Below are 17,761 nucleotides of genomic sequence, written 5' to 3' on the forward strand. Positions count from 1 at the left end.
GGTGATCGAGCGGCCGCCGGGCGCGATATGTGATCGGTACCACCCGGTCGGGGTTGGTAGCATGGCGGTTCCGACCGACCGGATGCGGTGGTTCACCTCCGGCTTCTTTCGAAAGAGTCTTTCCATGCAGTTTGAGATCGTCGAGCGGGACGAGACGTGGGTTGCCGGGCTGCCGGTACGCAGCCCCAAACGTGCGCTCGGGGAACTGCGTGACCGGGATCTGGAGGCCGCCTGGGCGGCGGTGTTGCACCAGGAACTCGGCGGCCCGTTGGCCAGCGCCTACACCGACTACACCGGTGAGCTGGGCACGTACAACACCCAGATCGTCGGCTATCAGTGCGCGTCCTTCGCCGACGTCACCCGCGGTCACCTGGTCGCCCGGCTGCCGCGCGGCGCCTACGCACGGTTCTCCTCGGTCGGTAACTTCCCGCAGGTGATGACCGACCTGTGGACGCAGATCGCCTACGCCGAGGAACACAACCAGATCAAGCGGACCTACACCGGCGATTTCGAGTGCTACCCGCACGCCTACAAGATCGATCTGTACCTGGCGGTCGACGCGCGATGAGTTATGCGATCGTGGTGCGTGCCGAGGCGGTCTACGGCGGGCTGGTCGTCCCGCGCGTGCGCCCGAGCTTCAAGGTCAGCAACAGCGACCTCATCGAGTTCCTCAAGGACCGCCTGCGGGACCGGGGGGACGGCGTGGACCGTCCGATGTACACGGTGTACGTGCCGGATCCGGCCGGGAACTACAACGCTGTGGTCTGTTTCGAGTACCCCGCGCCGGACGCGGTGCCGGTGGGTGACGTCTTGGTGCGTGTCCCGAAAGGCGTCTATGCCCGGTTCGCGCCGAACGGCGACTATCACGATCCGGTAGAGGATGTCTGGGCGCAGGTCGACGACGCGACGGCGTCGGCCGAGATCACCCGGGCCTACCGTGAAGAGATCGAGATCTGGCACGCCCCGGAATCGGTCGAGTTGTTCATTTCTATCCTCGTTTAAATTGCTAATCGGTAACTGGCCTCGGACCGACTGGTCTCCATGTTATTTCCGATTTCGAATACGCCGGTTCTGACCTGCGAAAATATGGCGTGTACCACAGAGTTTTCGGAAGATTAACCGGACGGCTGGTCAATTCCTGTCCGATGACGGATACTGCCCTGGGCAACTTCGTCTCGGCTCGGGGCCGCGGAGGGCTGCATCGGGCTGGACTATCGCGCATGGCAGCGCGGCGATGGAGTAGGAACAACATGACTGTGGATCTGATTGCAGTCGTGCCGAGGAACTCCCGTGGGCGGGGAGTGCGACGGTATTACGACGCGCAATCCGAGTGTGCGTTCTTTGTCTCCGAACCGGGCGTGCAGCCGGAACTCTGGGACCGGTATCTGCACGGGGCGCGTGACGTTTACCGGCATTTCGGAGTCGAACACGCGCTCGAATACGAAACGGTCGCCGACGGTGCGTCATCGGCGCTGTTCTTCGCCGCGCTCGACGCCGACGGCGACATGGTCGCCGGGGTGCGGATGCAAGGTCCGTACACCGACGCGCGGCAGGCGCACGCGCTGGTCGAATGGGCCGGTCAGCCGGGCGCGGACGACTTGCGACAGATGATCGCCGACCGGATACCGCAGGGCGTGATCGAGGCCAAAGGCGCGTGGGTCGCTCGCGATGCCGCCAACCGGGGCGAACTCAGCGCGGCGATCTCGCGCACCGTGCTGCACGGCGCGCGCCTGCTCGGCGCCCGCTACGGCTTCGCGACGGTGGCCTCCTTCACCGTGGCCCGCCACGAGGCGTGCGGTGCGGTTGCGGCCGAGCGCATTCCCGCGGTGCCGTATCCGGACGAGCGCTACCGAACCGTTCCGCTGTGGTGGGATACCCGGAGCTATGCCGCCTCAGCCGAGGAAGCGCAGCGATCCCTGACCCAGCGCGAACAGGACGCGCTCGGCCTGTCGACCGCGCGTACGCCCGATGTGCGATGCGGGATCGGGCGGCCGACGGAGGGCCGGCGCGGACATGGGCGATGACCGGAGCCGAGCGGCGGACCACCGGCCGCTGATCATCGACCCCGCCGATCCGGAGGACGCGCGGATACTCGCCGCCCTGCGCGCCGACCCGCGCATCGAAATCCTCGATCTGCGTGCGTCGTTGCGCGCCGAATACAGCAGAATGGTTGCCGCGCCCGATATTCCGGAGGGGCCCGAAGCGGATCGCTGGATCTACTATCCGTGGCGCGCCGCGGTGGTCGGATTGCCGGGGCCGCGTACTTTCCGGATGATCCGGCTGGATCGTAATCGGAACAAACTGACCAGAGCCGAACAGGACCTTCTGGCCGAACGCACGATCGGGATCGTGGGACAAAGCGCCGGGCACGCGATCGCGCATCTGCTCGCCATGGAGGGCGTTTGCGGCGGATTGCGCTTGGCGGACCTGGACGATATCGAGTTGTCGAATCTCAACCGGGTCGCCGGGACGCTGTTCGACATCGGCGTCAACAAAGCGGTGGTAACCGCACGCCGTATCGCCGAGTTGGACCCTTATCTCCCGGTGCAGATCTTCGCGACCGGGGTCGACGAGAATTCGGTGGACGAATTCCTGGACGGACTCGCGATCGTGGTCGAGGAATGCGATTCGCTCGATATGAAACTCGTGATTCGCGAGGCGGCGGCCCGGCATCGCATTCCCGTACTGATGGAAACCAGTGACCGTGGTTTGCTGGACGTCGAGCGTTTCGATCTCGAAGCCCGCCGTCCCGCGTTCCACGGATTACTCGGCGAGGTCAGCGCCCGGGATTTGCGGGGGCTGACCTCGCGGGAGAAGGCGCCGTACGTGGTGAAGCTGCTCGGCGCCTCCGGGCTGTCGCCGCGGCTGGGCGCGAGCCTGGTCGAAGTCGGCGAGACGGTGAACAGCTGGCCGCAGCTGGCCGGTGACGTCGGCCTCGGCGCCGCGAGCGTGGCCGCCGCCGTGCGGCGCATCGGACTGGGGCTGAAGCTGGATTCCGGTCGCGTCCGGATCGATGTGGAACGGCATCTCGACGAGCTGGCCGACCCGCCGCCGAACGACGAGCCGGTGTGGGCCGATGCGCCGCCCGAGCCCGTCACCGGGCCCATCGCAAGCGTCCTCGCCTGCGCGCAACGGGCTCCATCCGGGGGAAACATGCAGCCTTGGTCGTTGCGGGCCGGCGCGGAGCACATCGCCATCGAGCTGGCGCCCGAGTGCAGCACGGCGATGGACATCGGCTATCGCGGCAGCGCCGTCGCACTCGGCGCGGCCGTCTACAACGCGCGGGTCGCCGCGGCCGCGCACGGAATCCTCGGCCCGCACGAGTTCGTCGAAGGAGCGCCGGGGTCCGGTCGTCTCGTCGCCAGCTTGCGGCTGGGGAACGATCGCAGTGCCGAGCTGGCGGCCGACTATCCCGCCGTCCTGCGACGCGAGACCAACCGCAGGGTCGGCACCGGGGCCCCGCTGGCAGACGGCGTACTCGACGCGCTCACGGCGGCCGCCGAAGCGGCCGGTGCGCATGTGCGCGCCGTCGTGGAACGGGAGGACATTGAGGAAGCTGCGAGGTTGCTGGGGGATTCCGATCGGGTCCGCTATCTCACGCCCCGCTTATACGAGGAAATGCTCGCCGAAGTCCGTTGGGCGGACGACACGCCGGAGACCGGAATCGATGCGCGCAGCCTGGAACTGACCGACGACGAATGGGCGGCATTCCAGATCACCACCCGCGCCGACGTCATGGCGCAGTTGCGGTCCTGGTCGGGTGGAGCGGCGCTGGGGAAATACACCGGTGACCGGGTGCGGTCCAGCTCCGCCATTCTGGCCGTGACATTCGACGCGGCCGACCCTCGATTGACCGACTACGCGGCGGCGGGCGCGGCGGTCGCGCGGGTTTGGGTGCGGGCCGAGCGCCTCGGATTGTGCGTGCAGCCGATTTCCCCGGTATACCTCTACGCCCGACGCCATGCGGAACTTGCAGCGATTTCCCCCGACTTCACGGATACACTAACGTCACTTCAGGGCCGTTTCCTGGACCTGCTGGAAGTGCCCGAGCATGAGACCATGGCGTTGGTGCTTCGCCTGAGCTACGCCTCCGCCGCCACCGTACGCAGCAGGCGGCGTCCGGTGCTCGGTGTGGACACCAGTAGTTAGCGCGATCGGAGACAATGTGCCACGGCGGACACTCGACTCGTTGGTGACCCAGGTCGCCTCTGAGCTCATGGGTGTGGACGCCACGACCATGGTCGCCGCCACCGAACGCGTGCTCGCGCAACTGGTCGAGTACTTCGACGTGGATTTCAGCTACGTGCGGCACACCGACCGCGAACGCCGGGCAACCGTGCTCATCGCCGAGTGGCCGCACCGGCAGAACATTCCGGATCCCGATCCGCTCGGCGTGATCTACTTCGACGGCGCCGACCCGGTGTTCCGCGCCCTGGAGAACGCGACCGAGCCGATGGTCGCGCGCCCGACGCCGGAATTCGCCGACTACCAGGAGACCGTGCGCCGCGGCTCCGGCATCGTCGGGGTGACCTCGGCGGCGGTACCGCTGATGTCGCGTGGCGAGCCGACCGGTGTGCTCGGGTTCGTCAAGTCGGGCGATCGGGAGTGGAGCAATCGCGAACTCAACGTGCTCAAAGCCATCGCGGCGCTGTTCGCGCAACTGCAAGCGCGGGTGGTCGCGGAGGAACGTCTCCGATACATCGCGCTGCACGACGACTTGACCGGCCTGGCCAACCGGCGCGCGCTGCTCGAGCACATGGAGGAGCGATTACGCGCGGGAAGCCCCGGCCCGGTGGCCGCTTTCTTCCTCGACCTGGACCGCTTGAAAGCACTCAACGATTTCCTCGGTCACACCGCAGGGGACAACTTCATCCGCACCTTGTCGACGCGCCTGCGGGAGAACCTGGACCCGAACGACATGATCGCCCGACTGGGTGGCGACGAATTCGTCATCGTTCCCGCCAAGCCGATGGATGCGGTGGCCGCCGAGTACGAGGCGAACCGCATCCAGCAGTTGATCGCGCGGCGCGTCACCGTCGGCGGCGAGTCGGTCAGCCGGGGCGCCAGCGTCGGCGTCGCGCTCGGTTTCCCCGGTGAGACGACGGTCGCCGACGTGCTGCGCCGCGCCGATCACGCGTTGTTGTCGGCGAAATCGGGCGGCGGCAACGGCGTCGCGGTGTTCACCGACACCATGCGCGCGCAATTCGAACTTCAAGACGACGTGGAGCTCAACCTGCGCGGCGCGGTGTCGGACGGCTCGCTGCTGCTGCACTACCAACCCGAGGTGGATCTGCGCACGGGCCGCATCGTCGCGTTGGAGGCGCTGGTTCGCTGGTTGCACCCGACCAGGGGATTGCTGCCGCCCGCCGCGTTCGTCACCGTCGCCGAGGCCACCAACCTGGCCGGCGAACTTGGCCGCTGGGTGATCCGGTCGGCGTGCGCGCAATTCGCCGAATGGCGCAGGCGCGGTCTGGCGGGCAACGTCGTGATGCGGATCAACGTGTCGCCGGTGCAGTTGGTGAGCCTCGATTTCGTCGAGCGCATCGAGGACATCCTGCGCCTGTTCGGCATCGACGGCAGCTCGGTGTGCCTGGAGATCACCGAGCACGTCGTGGTCCAGGACCTGGCCCGGACCCAGGTCACGCTGCGCGGACTCAAGCGGATGGGCGTGCAGATCGCCATCGACGATTTCGGCACCGGCTACAGCTCGCTGTCGCATCTGAAGGCGCTGCCGGTGGACGCGGTGAAGATCGATCGGGGTTTCGTGCAGCGCCTCGGCGCCAGCACCGACGATCTGGCCATCGTGAAATCCATCATCGGCCTGGCCGGCTCGTTCGGGCTGGGCGTCGTCGGGGAAGGCGTCGAGACGGCGGTCGCCGCGCGCACCTTGGTCGGCCTCGGCTGCTACCGCGCGCAAGGCTTTCTGATCGCGAAGCCGATGCCCGCCGAGCAGGTCGAGACGCACCTCACCGCGGGCCGGATCCCGCTTGATCTCGATCTTCCGCGGGCCGGGCGCGGGCTGCCCGCGCACTGAGATCACCGCGACAGCCGCCGGTTATCCGGTTCTTTCACGGCCGTTCACGCGCCGTTGGGCGCGGGTAACCCGATCCGCTGCACGATCGGCCACGTGCGCATAGTTCAGCTTGCGAACTTCTACGGCCCGCGGTCGGGTGGGCTGCGCACGGCGCTGCACCATCTGGGCGAGGGTTACGTCGCCGCGGGACACGACGTGGTACTGATCGTGCCGGGCCCGCGCCGGTCCGAGGAGATCCTGCCCACCGGCGTCGTACGGATCACACTGCCCGCGTTGGCCATTCCGTGGACCGGGGGTTATCGTGCCGCGGATCCACGCCGGGTGGCCGACGTCCTGGACGGATTGCGGCCCGACGTGCTCGAGGTCTCCGACCGGCTGACGCTGCGCGGATTCGGCCGCTGGGCGCGGCGGCGCGACGTGGCAGGCGTGATGATCTCGCACGAGCGGCTCGACCGGCTGCTGGGGCAGGTGCTGCCCGGCCCGGTGGCGCGGCGCTGCGCCGACGTGGCCAACCGGCACACCGCCACCGACTACGACATCGTCGTGTGCACCACCAGCTTCGCTCGCGAGGAGTTCCTGCGCATCGACGCGCGGAACGTGGAGCTGGTCCCGCTCGGCGTCGATCTCGATCTGTTCAACCCGCACCGGCGCGATCGCAGGCTGCGCGCCGATCTGGGGGTGCCGGGTCATCCGCTGCTGGTGCACTGCGGCCGGTTGTCGGTCGAGAAGCGGGTGGATCGCAGCATCGAGGCGGTCGGCGCGTTGCGCGAGGCGGGTATCGAGGCGCGATTGGTCGTCGCCGGGGACGGCCCGCGCCGCGACGCGTTGCAGCGGCGGGCCCGCACGCTGGCCCCGCTGCCCGGCGGGGTGCCCGCCGTGCACTTCACCGGCTTCATCGCCGAGCGCGCGATGGTCGCCAAACTGCTCGCCACGGCGGATGTCTCGCTGGCGCCCGGTCCGCACGAGACTTTCGGCCTCGCGGCGCTGGAAGCGCTCGCGGCGGGCACGCCCGTGGTGGCGAGCCGATCCTCCGCGCTGGCCGACATCGTGACCGCCGACTGCGGCGCGGTGGCCGCCGACCATCCGTCCGCGTTCGCGCGGGCGGTCAGCGACGTGCTGGCCATGCCGCAGGCCCGCAGGCGCAGCGCCGCGCGCAGCCGGGCCGAGCAATTCACCTGGCCGCGAGCCGTCGCGGGCATGCTCGCGGTTCTGGGTCGTTAGCGGCGTCCCGGTCGGCGGCCGCCGACTGGACTACCCTGCGGGGAACCGATTCGGCGATTCGAGATGGGATGCGCAGTGCTGGGTAGAGGTCGCGGGCGAGCGGGTCGAACGACGGTGCGCGATGCGAAGGTTCTGGTCACGGGCGCGGCGAGCGGCATCGGCCGGTCCACCGCGCTGGCCGCCGCCGCGGACGGCGCCGAACTGGTGCTCACCGATGTCAATGCCGAGGGCCTGGACGCCACGGTGACGGACATCCGCGCCGCGGGCGGACGTGTGGCTCTGGCGCAAGCGCTGGACATCACCGACTACGACGCGGTGCGCGCCTTCGCCGACCGGGCGCACGCCGAACTCGGCAGCCTGGACGTCGTCATGAACATCGCGGGCACGTCGGTCTGGGGGACCGTGGAGAACCTGGAGCACCAGCACTGGCGGCGCATGGTGGAGGTCAACCTGATGGGGCCGATCCACGTCATCGAGACCTTCGTGCCGCCCATGGTGCGCGCGGGCAAGGGCGGTGCGCTGGTGAACGTGTCGTCGGCGGCGGGCCTGCTCGCGCTGCCCTGGCACGCGGCTTACAGCGCGGGCAAATTCGGCATCCGCGGCGTATCCGAGGTGTTGCGGGTGGATCTGGCGCAACACGGCATCACGGTGCATCTGGTGGCGCCCGGCGCGGTGAACACGCCGCTGGTGCGCAGCGTCGAGCTGGTCGGAGTGAACAAAGAGGACCCGAAGATCAAGCGGCTCACCGCCGCGTTCACCGAGCACGCGGTGCCGCCGGAGCGGGTGGCGACGGCGATCCTGCGCGGGATCGAACGCAACCGGTTCCTGATCTACAGCTCGTTCGACATCCGCTTCGGTTACTGGTGGAAGCGCAAGTTCGCCTTTCCCTACGAGTTCGCGATGCGGCGCACCAGCGCCCGGTTCAGCAGGCTGCTGGCTTCGACGGGCAATTGAGCTGCACGTCGAGCACGCGCGCGCCGGGACCTTCGGCGCCGAGCCGGTCGTGCTCGTTGACCAAGCGGCAGGTGCCGAGGGACAGGCAGCCGCAGCCGATGCAGCCGGTGAGGCTGTCGCGCAATCGGATCAGCTGGGTGATCCGGTCGTCCAGGTCGGCGCGCCACGTGGTGGACAAGGTCTCCCAATCGCGCCGGGTGGGCGTGCGGCCTTCCGGTAGTTGATCGAGGGCTGCCCTGATCTCGCTCAGCGGTATGCCGACGCGCTGGGAGATGCGGATGAACGCGACGCGGCGCAAGGTCTCGCGGGCATATCTGCGCTGATTCCCGCTGGTGCGTCTGCTCGTGATGAGCCCTTCGCGTTCGTAGAAGTGCAACGCGGAGACCGCGACTCCACTACGCTCGGAGAGCTGCCCGGGGGTCAGCTCCTTCGCCCGCCAATCGGCTGCTGTCGACATGCACGCTCCTCCCAATCACCTCAACAATACTTGAGGTTAGGGTGTGCTGGGACCGGATTCGGCGATCGCGCACCGATCCGCACGCCGAAGCCGGGATTTCCGTGCTCTTCCGGCCGCGGCGCACTACGGTTCGATCATGGGAGCAGATGCTGTGTCCGCGCGGGAGGGTGCGCGTTTGGCCGTCACGTCCGAAGTCGGCACGCTGCGTACGGTGCTGCTGCACCGGCCGGGCAACGAGCTGCGCAGGCTGACCCCGCGCAACAACGATCAGCTGTTGTTCGACGGCATCCCGTGGGTGGAGCGCGCGCAGCAGGAGCACGACGCGTTCGCCGAAGTCCTGCGTGGCCGCGGCACCGAGGTGCTGCTGCTGTCGGACCTGCTCGCCGAGACCATCCAGGTCAGCGGCGCCGCCCGGATCCAGGGCATCTCGGCCGCCGTCGACGCGCGCAGGCTCGGACACACGCTGGCCGACGAACTGGCCGCCTTCCTGCGCGGCGTGCCCGCAGGGGAACTGGCCGACATCCTCATGGCGGGGATGACCTTCGACGAGTTGCCGTTCGGGCCCGACGCCACCTCGCTGGTGCGCCGCATGCACCACGGCGGCGACTTCGTCATCGATCCGCTGCCCAATCTGCTGTTCACCAGGGATTCCTCGTTCTGGGTCGGTCCGCGCGTGGCGATCACCTCCCTCGCGCTGCCCGCCCGCAGCCGGGAGACCTCGCTGACCGATCTCATCTACGCGTTCCATCCGCGTTTCCTCGGGGTGCGCCGGGCGTACGAATCGCACACCGCGCCGATCGAAGGGGGCGACGTGCTGCTGCTTTCGGAGGGCGTCGTCGCGGTGGGCGTCGGCGAGCGCACCTCGCCCGCCGGCGCGGAAGCCTTGGCGCGCAGCCTGTTCGACGATGACCTCGCCCACACCGTGCTCGTCGTGCCGATCGCGCAAACCCGCGCGACGATGCACCTGGACACGGTGTGCACCATGGTCGACGCGGACGCCGTCGTGATGTATCCGGCGGTGCGCGAATCGCTGTGCGCCTTCACCATTCGCAAGGCCGACGACTACGGCGGACGGCTCGGCAGCGGCCGGGTCGGCATCAGCGGTCCCGACCCGTTCCTGCCCGCGGCCGCCGAGGCGATGGGCATCGGCAAGCTGCGGGTGATCGACACGGGACTGGACGGCGTCACCGCCGAACGGGAACAGTGGGACGACGGCAACAACACCCTCGCGCTCGCGCCCGGCGTGGTGGTCGCCTACGAGCGCAACGAGATGACCAACGCCAGGCTGGAGGACGAAGGCATCGAGGTGCTGCGCATCCCCGGCTCCGAACTCGGCTCCGGCCGGGGCGGCCCGCGTTGCCTGTCCTGCCCGCTGTCCCGCGACGAGTTGTGAGCGCGGGCATGTTCACCATCACCGTCTCGCACGACTCGACTGTGCCGCCCTACGAGCAGCTACGCCTCGGCATCATCGCCCAAGTGCGTTCCGGCGAACTGACCGCCGGAACCAAGATCCCGACCGTCCGCGCCCTTGCGGCTCAACTCGGCCTCGCCCCCAACACGGTGGCACGCGCCTACCGCGAGCTGGAGGCGGACGGCGTGGTCGAAACCCGGGGCAGGCAGGGCTCGTTCATCGCCTCCTCGGGCGACCCGACCCGCGACGTGGCGGGCCGCGCGGCCACCGCCTACGTCGCGACGGTGCGCAGATTGGGCTTGGACGACGCCACCGCCCTGCGCTATGTGCAGGCGGCACTCGAGGCCTGACCTCTTATCTCCAGCTGGGGAGCCAGAGGTGGTCGTGCCAGTTGCCCGGGGTGATCGGTAGCGCGGTGAGAATCGGCCACAGCCAGATGAAGTTGGCGATCACCAGGCCCAGGTAGAGACAGACCGCGAGTAGTCCGAGGCTGCGCCGTTCGTTCGGCGGGGTGGGCAGGTAGATCCCGGCGGGGCTGCGCGGGATGGTGCTGGGGTGCGCGGGGCCCAGCACGTCGCCGAGCACCAGCGCCACGCCCATCACCAGGAACGGAGCCATCGGGACGGCGTAGAAGTAGTACATCTGCCGGTCGAGGGTGGCGAACCAGGGCAGCAGCGCGGCGCCGTAGCCGACCAGCACCGCGCCGTGGCGCCAGTCGCGACGGACCACCGCGCGCCACAGCATCCAGGCCAGCACCGGAAAAGCCACCCACCAAATGGCGGGCGTGCCGATCAGCATCACGGCCTTCACGCACTGGGTCTGCCCGCAACCGGTGACGCCGCTGTCTGCGTAGTAGTACAGCATCGGGCGCAGGCCCATGGGCCAGGTCCACGGCTTGGATTCCCAAGGGTGATGGTTGCCCGCCGAATTGGTCAGTTCGGTGTGGAATTCCAGCGACCTGGCGTTGAAGTACCAGAGCGAACGCAGCGCGCCCGGCACCACATGCGACCAGAATCCTCCGGTGCCGATCGGGTCCGTCGGCGCGGACGGATTGCCGGGCATGTACCGGTACACGCCGGTCTCGCTCGCGAACCAGGCCCAGTAGCTGGCCAGATAGATGCCGAGCGGCACGAGCACCAGCGCGTACAGCGCGGGCCCGATGTCCCGCAGCGCGACCCCGAGCCACGGACGGCGTACCCCGTAGAGCCGCCGCGCCGAGAGGTCGAAGTAGACGCTCATCAAGCCGAAGGCGGCGATGAAATAGATGCCGGACCATTTGGTTCCGCAGGCCAGCCCGAGCAGCAGGCCCGCGCCGAAGCGCCACCAGCGCACCCCGAGGCGCGGTCCCCAGTCGGTCACGCCGATCCGGCCCTCCGCGTCGGCGCGCGCGCACCGAGCACGCACCTCGTCGCGGTCGACGATCAGGCAGCCGAAGGCGGCGGTGACGAACAACGCCATGAAGATGTCGAGCATGCCGATGCGCGAGGAGACGAAGGTCAGCCCGTCGGCGATCAGCAGGATGCCCGCGATCGCGCCGATCAGGGTGGAGCGTGTCATCCGCCGGGTGATCCGGATCACCAGCAGCACCAGCACCGTTCCGGCGAGCGCGGCGGTGAAACGCCAGCCCCAGCCGTTGTAGCCGAATATCGCCTCGCCGATCGCGATGAACTGCTTGCCGACCGGGGGATGCACCACCAGCCCGTAGCCGGGGTTGTCCTCCACCCAGCCGCCGGTGAGCATCTGCCAAGCCTGCGGAGCGTAGTGCTTCTCGTCGAACACGGGGGTGCCCGCGTCGGTCGGGTAGTTGAGCATGGTGAAGCGCGTCACCGCCGCGATCGCGGTGAGGAACGCGGTCACCAGCCAGCCGCGCGCGCGGTCGGTCGGCCCGAAGTCGCGTGGCGGCCGCAGCGGCCCCGGGCTCGACCAGGATGGCACGGTTCCGAACCGTGCGGTCGCGCGCTGGTCGGTCACCTGGGTCACGCCCCGATCGTATGCTCCTCCGCCTCTCCGGGTCTTCAGGCCGTACTAGTTGGGTGGTTCGGGATTCGCGTTCAGGTCCTGCGTGAGTGCCGCTGTAGTTTTGGGCGTACCCGGTGAGTTACCCATGTGCTCACGAGATCGGCTGTACGTGTCGAGAACGAGCCCGGCGGATTCGCGGTCGGCTGCCGGCGTGAGTGAGATTCGTCTCGAAGGCATGCGGGATCGCTTCCGCCGGTGCGGCCGAACCTCGTTGCCGCCGGTAGCTGCTGGGGCCGGTGGCGTCGGTGGATAGGCTGCGGGTTGGCGGTTGTCGCCGGATACGTGATGCGGACAGGAGTGCGGTGGCTTACGAGACGGCGGGCGGGCTGGTGCTCGCGGCGACGCCGATGGGTGATGTCGGCGATGCCTCGCAGCGCCTGCGCGAAGCGCTGGCGACGGCCGATGTCGTCGCCGCCGAAGACACCCGCCGCACCAGGGCGCTGGCCAAGGCGCTCGGTGTCGAGATCTCCGGCCGGGTGGTCAGTTTCTACGATCACGTCGAGACCGCCCGGATTCCGATGCTGCTCGACGAGATCGCTGACGGCCGTACGGTGCTGCTGGTGACCGACGCGGGCATGCCGTCGGTGAGCGATCCCGGCTACCGCATGGTGGCGGCGTGCGTCGAGCGGGATCTGCCGGTGACCTGCCTGCCCGGTCCCTCGGCGGTGACCACGGCGCTGGCACTGTCGGCCCTGCCGGTGGAGCGGTTCTGCTTCGACGGATTCCCGCCGCGCAAATCCGGCCAGCGCCGGGAATGGTTGCGTACCTTGGCCGCCGAACCACGCGCCTGCGTCTTCTTCGAGGCGCCGCATCGGCTCGCCGACTGCCTGGCCGACGCGGTCGAGATCCTCGGCCCGGACCGCCGCGCCGCCGTCTGCCGGGAGCTGACCAAGACCTACGAGGAAGTGATCCGGGGGACCCTGGCCGAACTGGCCGAGTGGGCCGTCGATGGCGCACGCGGCGAGATCACCGTGGTGCTCGCGGGCGCCCAGCCCGCCGCCGCCGATCCAGCGGACCTGGTGGACGCCGTGGAATCCCGAACCGCCGCGGGCCTGCGCCTCAAAGACGCCTGCGCCGAGGTCGCCGCCGCCCACGCCGTGTCGCGTCGCGAGCTCTACGACGCGGTTCTCGCCGCGCGCCGCACTTCCTAGCCGACCGCGACTTCGGCTGTGCGGTTCGCTCCGCGCGGGTGGTCGACCCGAAGCGGGGTGGCGGGCATGATCATCGGTATGACTTCTCTGGAGAGCAAGGCCACGACGTTTCTCGGGTTGCACGTGCCGGGTGATCCGGGCGTCTTCCCGACGGTGTGGGATGCCTGGTCCGCGAAAGTCGCCGTGGCGGCGGGCTTTCCGGCCTTGACGGTGGGCAGTCATCCGCTGGCCGATTCGATCGGCCGCTCGGACGGGGAAGGGATGACGTTCGACGAGTCGCTGACCCGGGTACGGCAGATCACGGCGGCGGTGGACGTCCCGGTGTCGGTCGACATCGAGTCCGGCTACGGACAGGAGCCCGCGCGGCTGGTCGAGGGCCTGCTCGAGGCAGGGGCGATCGGACTGAACATCGAGGACACCGTGCACAGCGAGGGCAAGCGCCTGCGCACGGGCCAGGAACACGCCGACCTCGTGCACGGACTGCGCAAGGCCGCCGACGAGACGGGTGTGCACCTGGTGATCAACGCGCGCACCGACCTGCTCCTGCGCCAGGACGGAGACGAGGCCGACCGGGTGGACCGCGCCATCGAGCGGCTGCGGCTGGCCGCCGAGGCGGGTGCGGACGTGCTGTTCCCGGTGGGCCGCCACGCCGACGCCGACATGCGCCGCCTGACCGGCGAGCTGCCGCTGCCGATCAGCGCGACCGTCCTCCCGGATCAGGCCGACAAGGCCGCCCTCGCCGACCAGGGCGTCGCGCGGATCACCTTCGGTCCGTTCCTGCAGGCCGCGCTGACCAAGGAGATCAATACCCTGCTCGACCGCTGGAAGTGACATCGCGGAACAGCTGTGTGAGCGGTATCCGGTCGCCGCGACGACGGTGCCCGAGCCCCACCGGGTGACCGGTGGGGCGGCGGTGCGTCGGGTAGCGGCGAAGACGCCATCCCGGTGACGGTCGCCGTGCCTTCTAGGAGGGAACCGGAAGCCCCAGGGCGCTCATGACGAACTGGACGAACAGCGGCGCCAGATCCGGCACGCGCGCGGGTCCGTCCGAGACGATGACCCGCCGCGTGCGCTCGCCGATCGCGTCCGGGATCAGGGCGATCAGCCCGTCGGACAGTTCGGGGAGCGTCGGGTCCGCCGCCCGCGCCTGGTCGTAGAACACCCGGTACAGCTGGGCGAACCGGTCGACGGCCAAGTCGCGGTAGCCGACGGCCTCCTGGTTCACCTTGAACGACTCCACGAGCACCAATCGGGCGAAATCGGGCTCGGTGGCGACGGTCTGGCAGAAGGTGACCACGATGGACTCGATCTTCGCGTAGGCGTCGGCGTCCGGCGGCAGCTGGGCGAGTTCGTCCACGATCCGGGTCGCCATGATGTCGACGCCGGTGTGCACCGCCTCGGCGAAGCACTCCTCTTTGTTCGCGAAGTGGTCGTAGAAGGTCGTCCGCGAAACCCTGGCCCTGGCAACGATGTCGGTGAGGGTGGTGGCCGGGTATCCCTTGTTGTCGACGGACTCCACCATCGCCTCGACCAGCCTGCCGCGCTGCGACGTGAGCACGGCTTCGCGTGCCGCCCGATGCCGCTCGGCGAAACCGGACCGGTGAACGGATGCCGTCGCGTGCTGCTGGCCCATGTGTGCCCTCTCTGTGCCGGAACCGATTCCGAACGGAACGTCGTCGTACCGATCGCACACGGTCCGGGGCGTCGCCAGGCCGCGAACCGGTGTTTCATTATCCGACAACACATTCCACGGCGGGAAGGCAGGTGGATCCACTCGTGGGCATGTCGCCGTGGAACACCGCTAAAGTGTTGTGCGCCTTACCGTTACGGCAGGCCGGAGGCGGTCAGTCCTTCGGTTCGACGTACTTCGGGAACACCGGTTCCGGCGCGGGCAACGCCAACCCGGGCTCGATCGGCGTCGCGATGTCCGCGAACGTCCGGCTCCGCTGCCCCAGCTGGTCGAGGATGCGGCCCGCCGACCCCGGCAGCACCGGCTGCACCAGGATCGCGACGATGCGCAGCACCTCCAGCGTCACGTACAGCACGGTGGCCTCGCGAGCGAGATCCTCCGGGGTGCCCGACTTCGCCAGCGCCCACGGCGCCTGCGCGGAGAAGTACCGGTTCGTCTCGCCCAGGGTCAGCCAGATCGCCTCCAGCGCCAAATGCATCTGCTGGGCGTCGAATTCGGCCCGGCAGCGCTCCAGCAGACCGCCCGCCAGATCCAGCAGGGCGCGGTCGTCGTCGGTGAACTCGCCGGGTGTCGGCACCACGCCGCCGCAGTCGCGCGCGACCAGCTTGGTGCTGCGCTGCACCAGGTTGCCGAACTCGTTGGCCAGGTCGCTGTTGATCCGGCTCACGATGGCCTCGTGGCTGTAGCTGCCGTCTTGGCCGTAGGAGATCTCACGCAGCAGGAAGAACCGCACCGCGTCCAAGCCGTAGTTGTCGACCAGCTCCAGCGGGTCGACCACGTTGCCGACCGACTTGGACATCTTCTCGCCCTTGTTGTACAGGAATCCGTGCACGAATACGCGTTTCGGCAGCTCCACTCCGGCCGAGAGCAGGAACGCGGGCCAGTACACCGTGTGGAAGCGTGTGATGTCCTTGCCGATGATGTGCACGTCGGCGGGCCAATACTTGCCGAAGGCGGCGGAGGAGGTGTCCGGGAAGCCGACGCCGGTGAGGTAGTTGGTGAGCGCGTCCACCCACACGTACATGACGTGGTCGGGATGGTCGGGCACCGGCACGCCCCAGTCGAAGGTGGTGCGCGAGATGGACAGGTCCTTCAGACCCGCCTTGACGTAGCTGACGATCTCGTTGCGCCGGGTCGCCGGCGCGATGAATTCCGGATGCTCGTCGTAGAGCGCCAGCAACTTGTCCTGGTAGGCCGACAGCCGGAAGAAGTAGTTCGACTCCTCGGTCCAGGTGACCGGCGTCTTGGAGTCGGTGGAGATGCGGGTGCCGTCCTCCAGCACCGTGGTCTCCTCGTCGGTGTAGAACGCCTCGTCCCGCACCGAGTACCAACCGGAGTAGTTGCCGAGGTAGATGTCGCCGTTGGCCAGCATCCGCTCCCAGATGGCGACGCTGGCGGCCTGGTGGTCGGCGTCGGTGGTGCGGATGAACCGGTCGAAGGAGATGTCGAGCGTCTTGTCCAGCGCCTCGAACACGTCGGAGTTGCGGGCCGCGAGCTCTTCCACCGGGATGCCCTCGGCGGCCGCGGCCTGCTGCATCTTCTGGCCGTGCTCGTCGGTGCCGGTCATGAAGAAGACGTCGTAGCCGTCGAGGCGCTTGAAGCGGGCGATGGCGTCGGCCGAGATGTACTCGTACGCATGCCCGATATGCGGCGCGCCGTTCGGATAGGCGATGGCCGTGGTGATGTAGAAGGCGGGGCGGTCGACTTCGCTCATGGTGTGTCTACTGTAATGCGCGTGCATTCTTCCGCTCGCGTGAATATGCCCCTCGTCGATTCGCGGGTCCCCGCGTCCGCGCCGCGGGGTGGCCGCCGATGAGCGCGAAGCGTTCCGCGCCGGAGCTGCCCGAGCCGCTGGCGCCGATCGTGGACGCACACACCCACCTGGACGCCTGCGGCGCGACCGACGCGGCGTCGACCGTCGCGATCGTCGACCGGGCCGCCTCGGTCGGGGTCGGCCGGGTGGTCACCGTCGCCGACGATCTGGACGCCGCGCGGTGGGCGGTGCGGGCCGCGCACTGGGACGATCGGGTGTTCGCCGCTGTCGCGCTGCATCCGACCAGGGCGAACGCGCTCGATGACGAGGCGAAGGCCGAGCTCGAGCGCTTGGCCGAGGACCCGAGGGTGGTCGCTGTCGGCGAGACCGGCCTGGACTACTACTGGCCGGGCAAGCTGGACGGCTGCGCCGACATCGAGACCCAGATCGAGGGCTTCCGCTGGCACATCGACTTGGCCAAGCGGGTGCGCAAGCCGCTGATGATCCACAACCGCGAGGCCGACCACGACCTGCTGACCGTGCTGCTGGACGAGGGTCCGCCGGAGCGGGTGATCTTCCACTGCTTCTCCTCGGACACGAACATGGCCCTGTCGTGCGTGGCCGAGGGCTACATCCTGAGCTTCTCCGGGACGGTGAGCTTCAAGAACGCGCACGAACTGCGCGAGGCGGCCAAGGTGGTGCCCGACGACCAGATTCTGGTCGAGACGGACGCGCCGTATCTGACCCCGCATCCGTTCCGCGGAGCGCCGAACGAGCCGTATTGCCTGCCGTACACCGTGCGGGCGCTGGCCGAGGTGCGCGAGCAGGATCCGCTGGAACTGGCCGAGATCACCACCGCCAACGCGCGTCGCGTCTACCGGATCTGAGCGGGGCGCCCGCCAAGGGGCGCGTACCCGAGGGCGTCACGGATGCCCGGAATGCATCGCTGTATGCGAAATGTGTCCTATGTCACTTTCGGCGTTCCGTTTTGTGATTTACCTGCGGGGTCGATATTCGATCGTGACATTGAAAAGGCCCTGTTCCGGAGCTTGCTGTTGTCGGCGCCCTGCC

Annotated in this window: 16 protein-coding genes; 12 read left to right on the top strand and 4 right to left on the bottom strand. The window is 68.7% G+C overall.

Annotated elements, in window-relative coordinates:
* Window positions 1-124 precede the first annotated feature (124 nt).
* From ABZ824_RS16200 to ABZ824_RS16230, 7 genes are all read left to right on the top strand, one after another.
* A complete protein-coding gene (locus ABZ824_RS16200) occupies window positions 125-568 on the top strand; it encodes a GyrI-like domain-containing protein (RefSeq protein ID WP_355074571.1) in 444 nt (147 codons plus the stop codon).
* Entirely contained in the window at window positions 565-1,002 is a 438-nt protein-coding gene (locus ABZ824_RS16205; RefSeq protein WP_355074570.1) for an effector binding domain-containing protein, read from the top strand. Before ABZ824_RS16200 ends, ABZ824_RS16205 begins: the two co-directional genes overlap by 4 nt.
* 248 nt (window positions 1,003-1,250) lie before the next feature.
* Window positions 1,251-2,024: a hypothetical protein gene (locus ABZ824_RS16210; protein ID WP_356963852.1), complete on the top strand. Its 774-nt coding sequence runs from the start codon at window positions 1,251-1,253 to the stop codon at window positions 2,022-2,024.
* Window positions 2,014-4,149, top strand: coding sequence for an Rv1355c family protein (locus tag ABZ824_RS16215; protein ID WP_356963853.1), 2,136 nt, complete (start codon window positions 2,014-2,016; stop codon window positions 4,147-4,149). The genes ABZ824_RS16210 and ABZ824_RS16215 overlap by 11 nt, the downstream gene beginning before the upstream one ends.
* Before the next feature lie 67 nt (window positions 4,150-4,216).
* Window positions 4,217-6,034 carry an EAL domain-containing protein gene (locus ABZ824_RS16220; RefSeq protein WP_355075033.1) on the top strand — a complete coding sequence of 606 codons (1,818 nt, stop codon included), beginning with the start codon at window positions 4,217-4,219 and terminating at the stop codon, window positions 6,032-6,034.
* Window positions 6,035-6,127: 93 nt separating this feature from the next.
* Window positions 6,128-7,255 (top strand): glycosyltransferase, encoded by a 1,128-nt coding sequence (locus ABZ824_RS16225; protein ID WP_356963854.1) that lies wholly within the window; start codon window positions 6,128-6,130, stop codon window positions 7,253-7,255.
* Window positions 7,256-7,318: 63 nt separating this feature from the next.
* The gene (locus ABZ824_RS16230; RefSeq protein ID WP_356963855.1) at window positions 7,319-8,209 is read left to right on the top strand and encodes an SDR family oxidoreductase; all 891 of its coding nucleotides are present in this window, start codon (window positions 7,319-7,321) and stop codon (window positions 8,207-8,209) included.
* Here ABZ824_RS16230 and soxR read toward each other — a convergent pair.
* Window positions 8,178-8,666, bottom strand: coding sequence for a redox-sensitive transcriptional activator SoxR (soxR, locus tag ABZ824_RS16235; RefSeq protein WP_067795363.1), 489 nt, complete (start codon window positions 8,664-8,666; stop codon window positions 8,178-8,180). The genes ABZ824_RS16230 and soxR overlap by 32 nt on opposite strands.
* Before the next feature lie 136 nt (window positions 8,667-8,802).
* On the opposite strand from soxR, the gene arcA reads away from it, so the two are divergent.
* Window positions 8,803-10,059, top strand: coding sequence for an arginine deiminase (arcA, locus tag ABZ824_RS16240; protein ID WP_355074561.1), 1,257 nt, complete (start codon window positions 8,803-8,805; stop codon window positions 10,057-10,059).
* A gap of 8 nt (window positions 10,060-10,067) precedes the next feature.
* A complete protein-coding gene (locus ABZ824_RS16245; RefSeq protein WP_355074559.1) occupies window positions 10,068-10,427 on the top strand; it encodes a GntR family transcriptional regulator in 360 nt (119 codons plus the stop codon).
* 4 nt (window positions 10,428-10,431) lie between these two features.
* On the opposite strand, the gene ABZ824_RS16250 is transcribed toward ABZ824_RS16245, so the two are convergent.
* On the bottom strand, window positions 10,432-12,048 hold the full coding sequence (locus tag ABZ824_RS16250; RefSeq protein ID WP_356963900.1) for a phospholipid carrier-dependent glycosyltransferase: 1,617 nt from the start codon (window positions 12,046-12,048) through the stop codon (window positions 10,432-10,434).
* A 350-nt stretch (window positions 12,049-12,398) separates the two neighbouring features.
* On the opposite strand from ABZ824_RS16250, the gene rsmI reads away from it, so the two are divergent.
* Together rsmI and ABZ824_RS16260 are read left to right on the top strand one after the other, a co-directional pair.
* Window positions 12,399-13,247 (top strand): 16S rRNA (cytidine(1402)-2'-O)-methyltransferase, encoded by an 849-nt coding sequence (gene rsmI, locus ABZ824_RS16255; RefSeq protein ID WP_356963856.1) that lies wholly within the window; start codon window positions 12,399-12,401, stop codon window positions 13,245-13,247.
* Between the two features lie 78 nt (window positions 13,248-13,325).
* Window positions 13,326-14,078: an isocitrate lyase/phosphoenolpyruvate mutase family protein gene (locus tag ABZ824_RS16260; RefSeq protein WP_356963857.1), complete on the top strand. Its 753-nt coding sequence runs from the start codon at window positions 13,326-13,328 to the stop codon at window positions 14,076-14,078.
* A gap of 133 nt (window positions 14,079-14,211) precedes the next feature.
* On the opposite strand, the gene ABZ824_RS16265 is transcribed toward ABZ824_RS16260, so the two are convergent.
* Both ABZ824_RS16265 and metG read right to left on the bottom strand, forming a co-directional pair.
* Window positions 14,212-14,880: a TetR/AcrR family transcriptional regulator gene (locus tag ABZ824_RS16265; RefSeq protein WP_355074553.1), complete on the bottom strand. Its 669-nt coding sequence runs from the start codon at window positions 14,878-14,880 to the stop codon at window positions 14,212-14,214.
* A 211-nt stretch (window positions 14,881-15,091) separates the two neighbouring features.
* Entirely contained in the window at window positions 15,092-16,678 is a 1,587-nt protein-coding gene (metG, locus tag ABZ824_RS16270; RefSeq protein ID WP_356963858.1) for a methionine--tRNA ligase, read from the bottom strand.
* 71 nt (window positions 16,679-16,749) lie between these two features.
* Here metG and ABZ824_RS16275 point away from each other — a divergent pair, with 71 nt between their 5' ends.
* Window positions 16,750-17,577, top strand: a complete 828-nt coding sequence (locus ABZ824_RS16275; RefSeq protein ID WP_356963859.1) for a TatD family hydrolase — start codon at window positions 16,750-16,752, stop codon at window positions 17,575-17,577.
* Window positions 17,578-17,761: the final 184 nt, after the last annotated feature.

This window comes from Nocardia sp. NPDC047038, from assembly GCF_040644075.1.
GTDB lineage: Bacteria > Actinomycetota > Actinomycetes > Mycobacteriales > Mycobacteriaceae > Nocardia > Nocardia sichangensis.

Bases quoted from the DNA above. Each gene is read 5' to 3' on its own strand.
- ABZ824_RS16260 (WP_356963857.1), top strand. From the start codon at position 13,326: ATGACTTCTCTGGAGAGCAAGGCCACGACGTTTCTCGGGTTGCACGTG.
- ABZ824_RS16230 (WP_356963855.1), top strand. From the start codon at position 7,319: ATGGGATGCGCAGTGCTGGGTAGAGGTCGCGGGCGAGCGGGTCGAACG.
- metG (WP_356963858.1), bottom strand. From the start codon at position 16,678: ATGCACGCGCATTACAGTAGACACACCATGAGCGAAGTCGACCGCCCC.
- ABZ824_RS16205 (WP_355074570.1), top strand. From the start codon at position 565: ATGAGTTATGCGATCGTGGTGCGTGCCGAGGCGGTCTACGGCGGGCTG.
- ABZ824_RS16210 (WP_356963852.1), top strand. From the start codon at position 1,251: ATGACTGTGGATCTGATTGCAGTCGTGCCGAGGAACTCCCGTGGGCGG.
- arcA (WP_355074561.1), top strand. From the start codon at position 8,803: ATGGGAGCAGATGCTGTGTCCGCGCGGGAGGGTGCGCGTTTGGCCGTC.
- ABZ824_RS16245 (WP_355074559.1), top strand. From the start codon at position 10,068: ATGTTCACCATCACCGTCTCGCACGACTCGACTGTGCCGCCCTACGAG.
- ABZ824_RS16220 (WP_355075033.1), top strand. From the start codon at position 4,217: ATGGGTGTGGACGCCACGACCATGGTCGCCGCCACCGAACGCGTGCTC.
- ABZ824_RS16265 (WP_355074553.1), bottom strand. From the start codon at position 14,880: ATGGGCCAGCAGCACGCGACGGCATCCGTTCACCGGTCCGGTTTCGCC.
- ABZ824_RS16215 (WP_356963853.1), top strand. From the start codon at position 2,014: ATGGGCGATGACCGGAGCCGAGCGGCGGACCACCGGCCGCTGATCATC.
- soxR (WP_067795363.1), bottom strand. From the start codon at position 8,666: ATGTCGACAGCAGCCGATTGGCGGGCGAAGGAGCTGACCCCCGGGCAG.
- ABZ824_RS16275 (WP_356963859.1), top strand. From the start codon at position 16,750: ATGAGCGCGAAGCGTTCCGCGCCGGAGCTGCCCGAGCCGCTGGCGCCG.
- ABZ824_RS16200 (WP_355074571.1), top strand. From the start codon at position 125: ATGCAGTTTGAGATCGTCGAGCGGGACGAGACGTGGGTTGCCGGGCTG.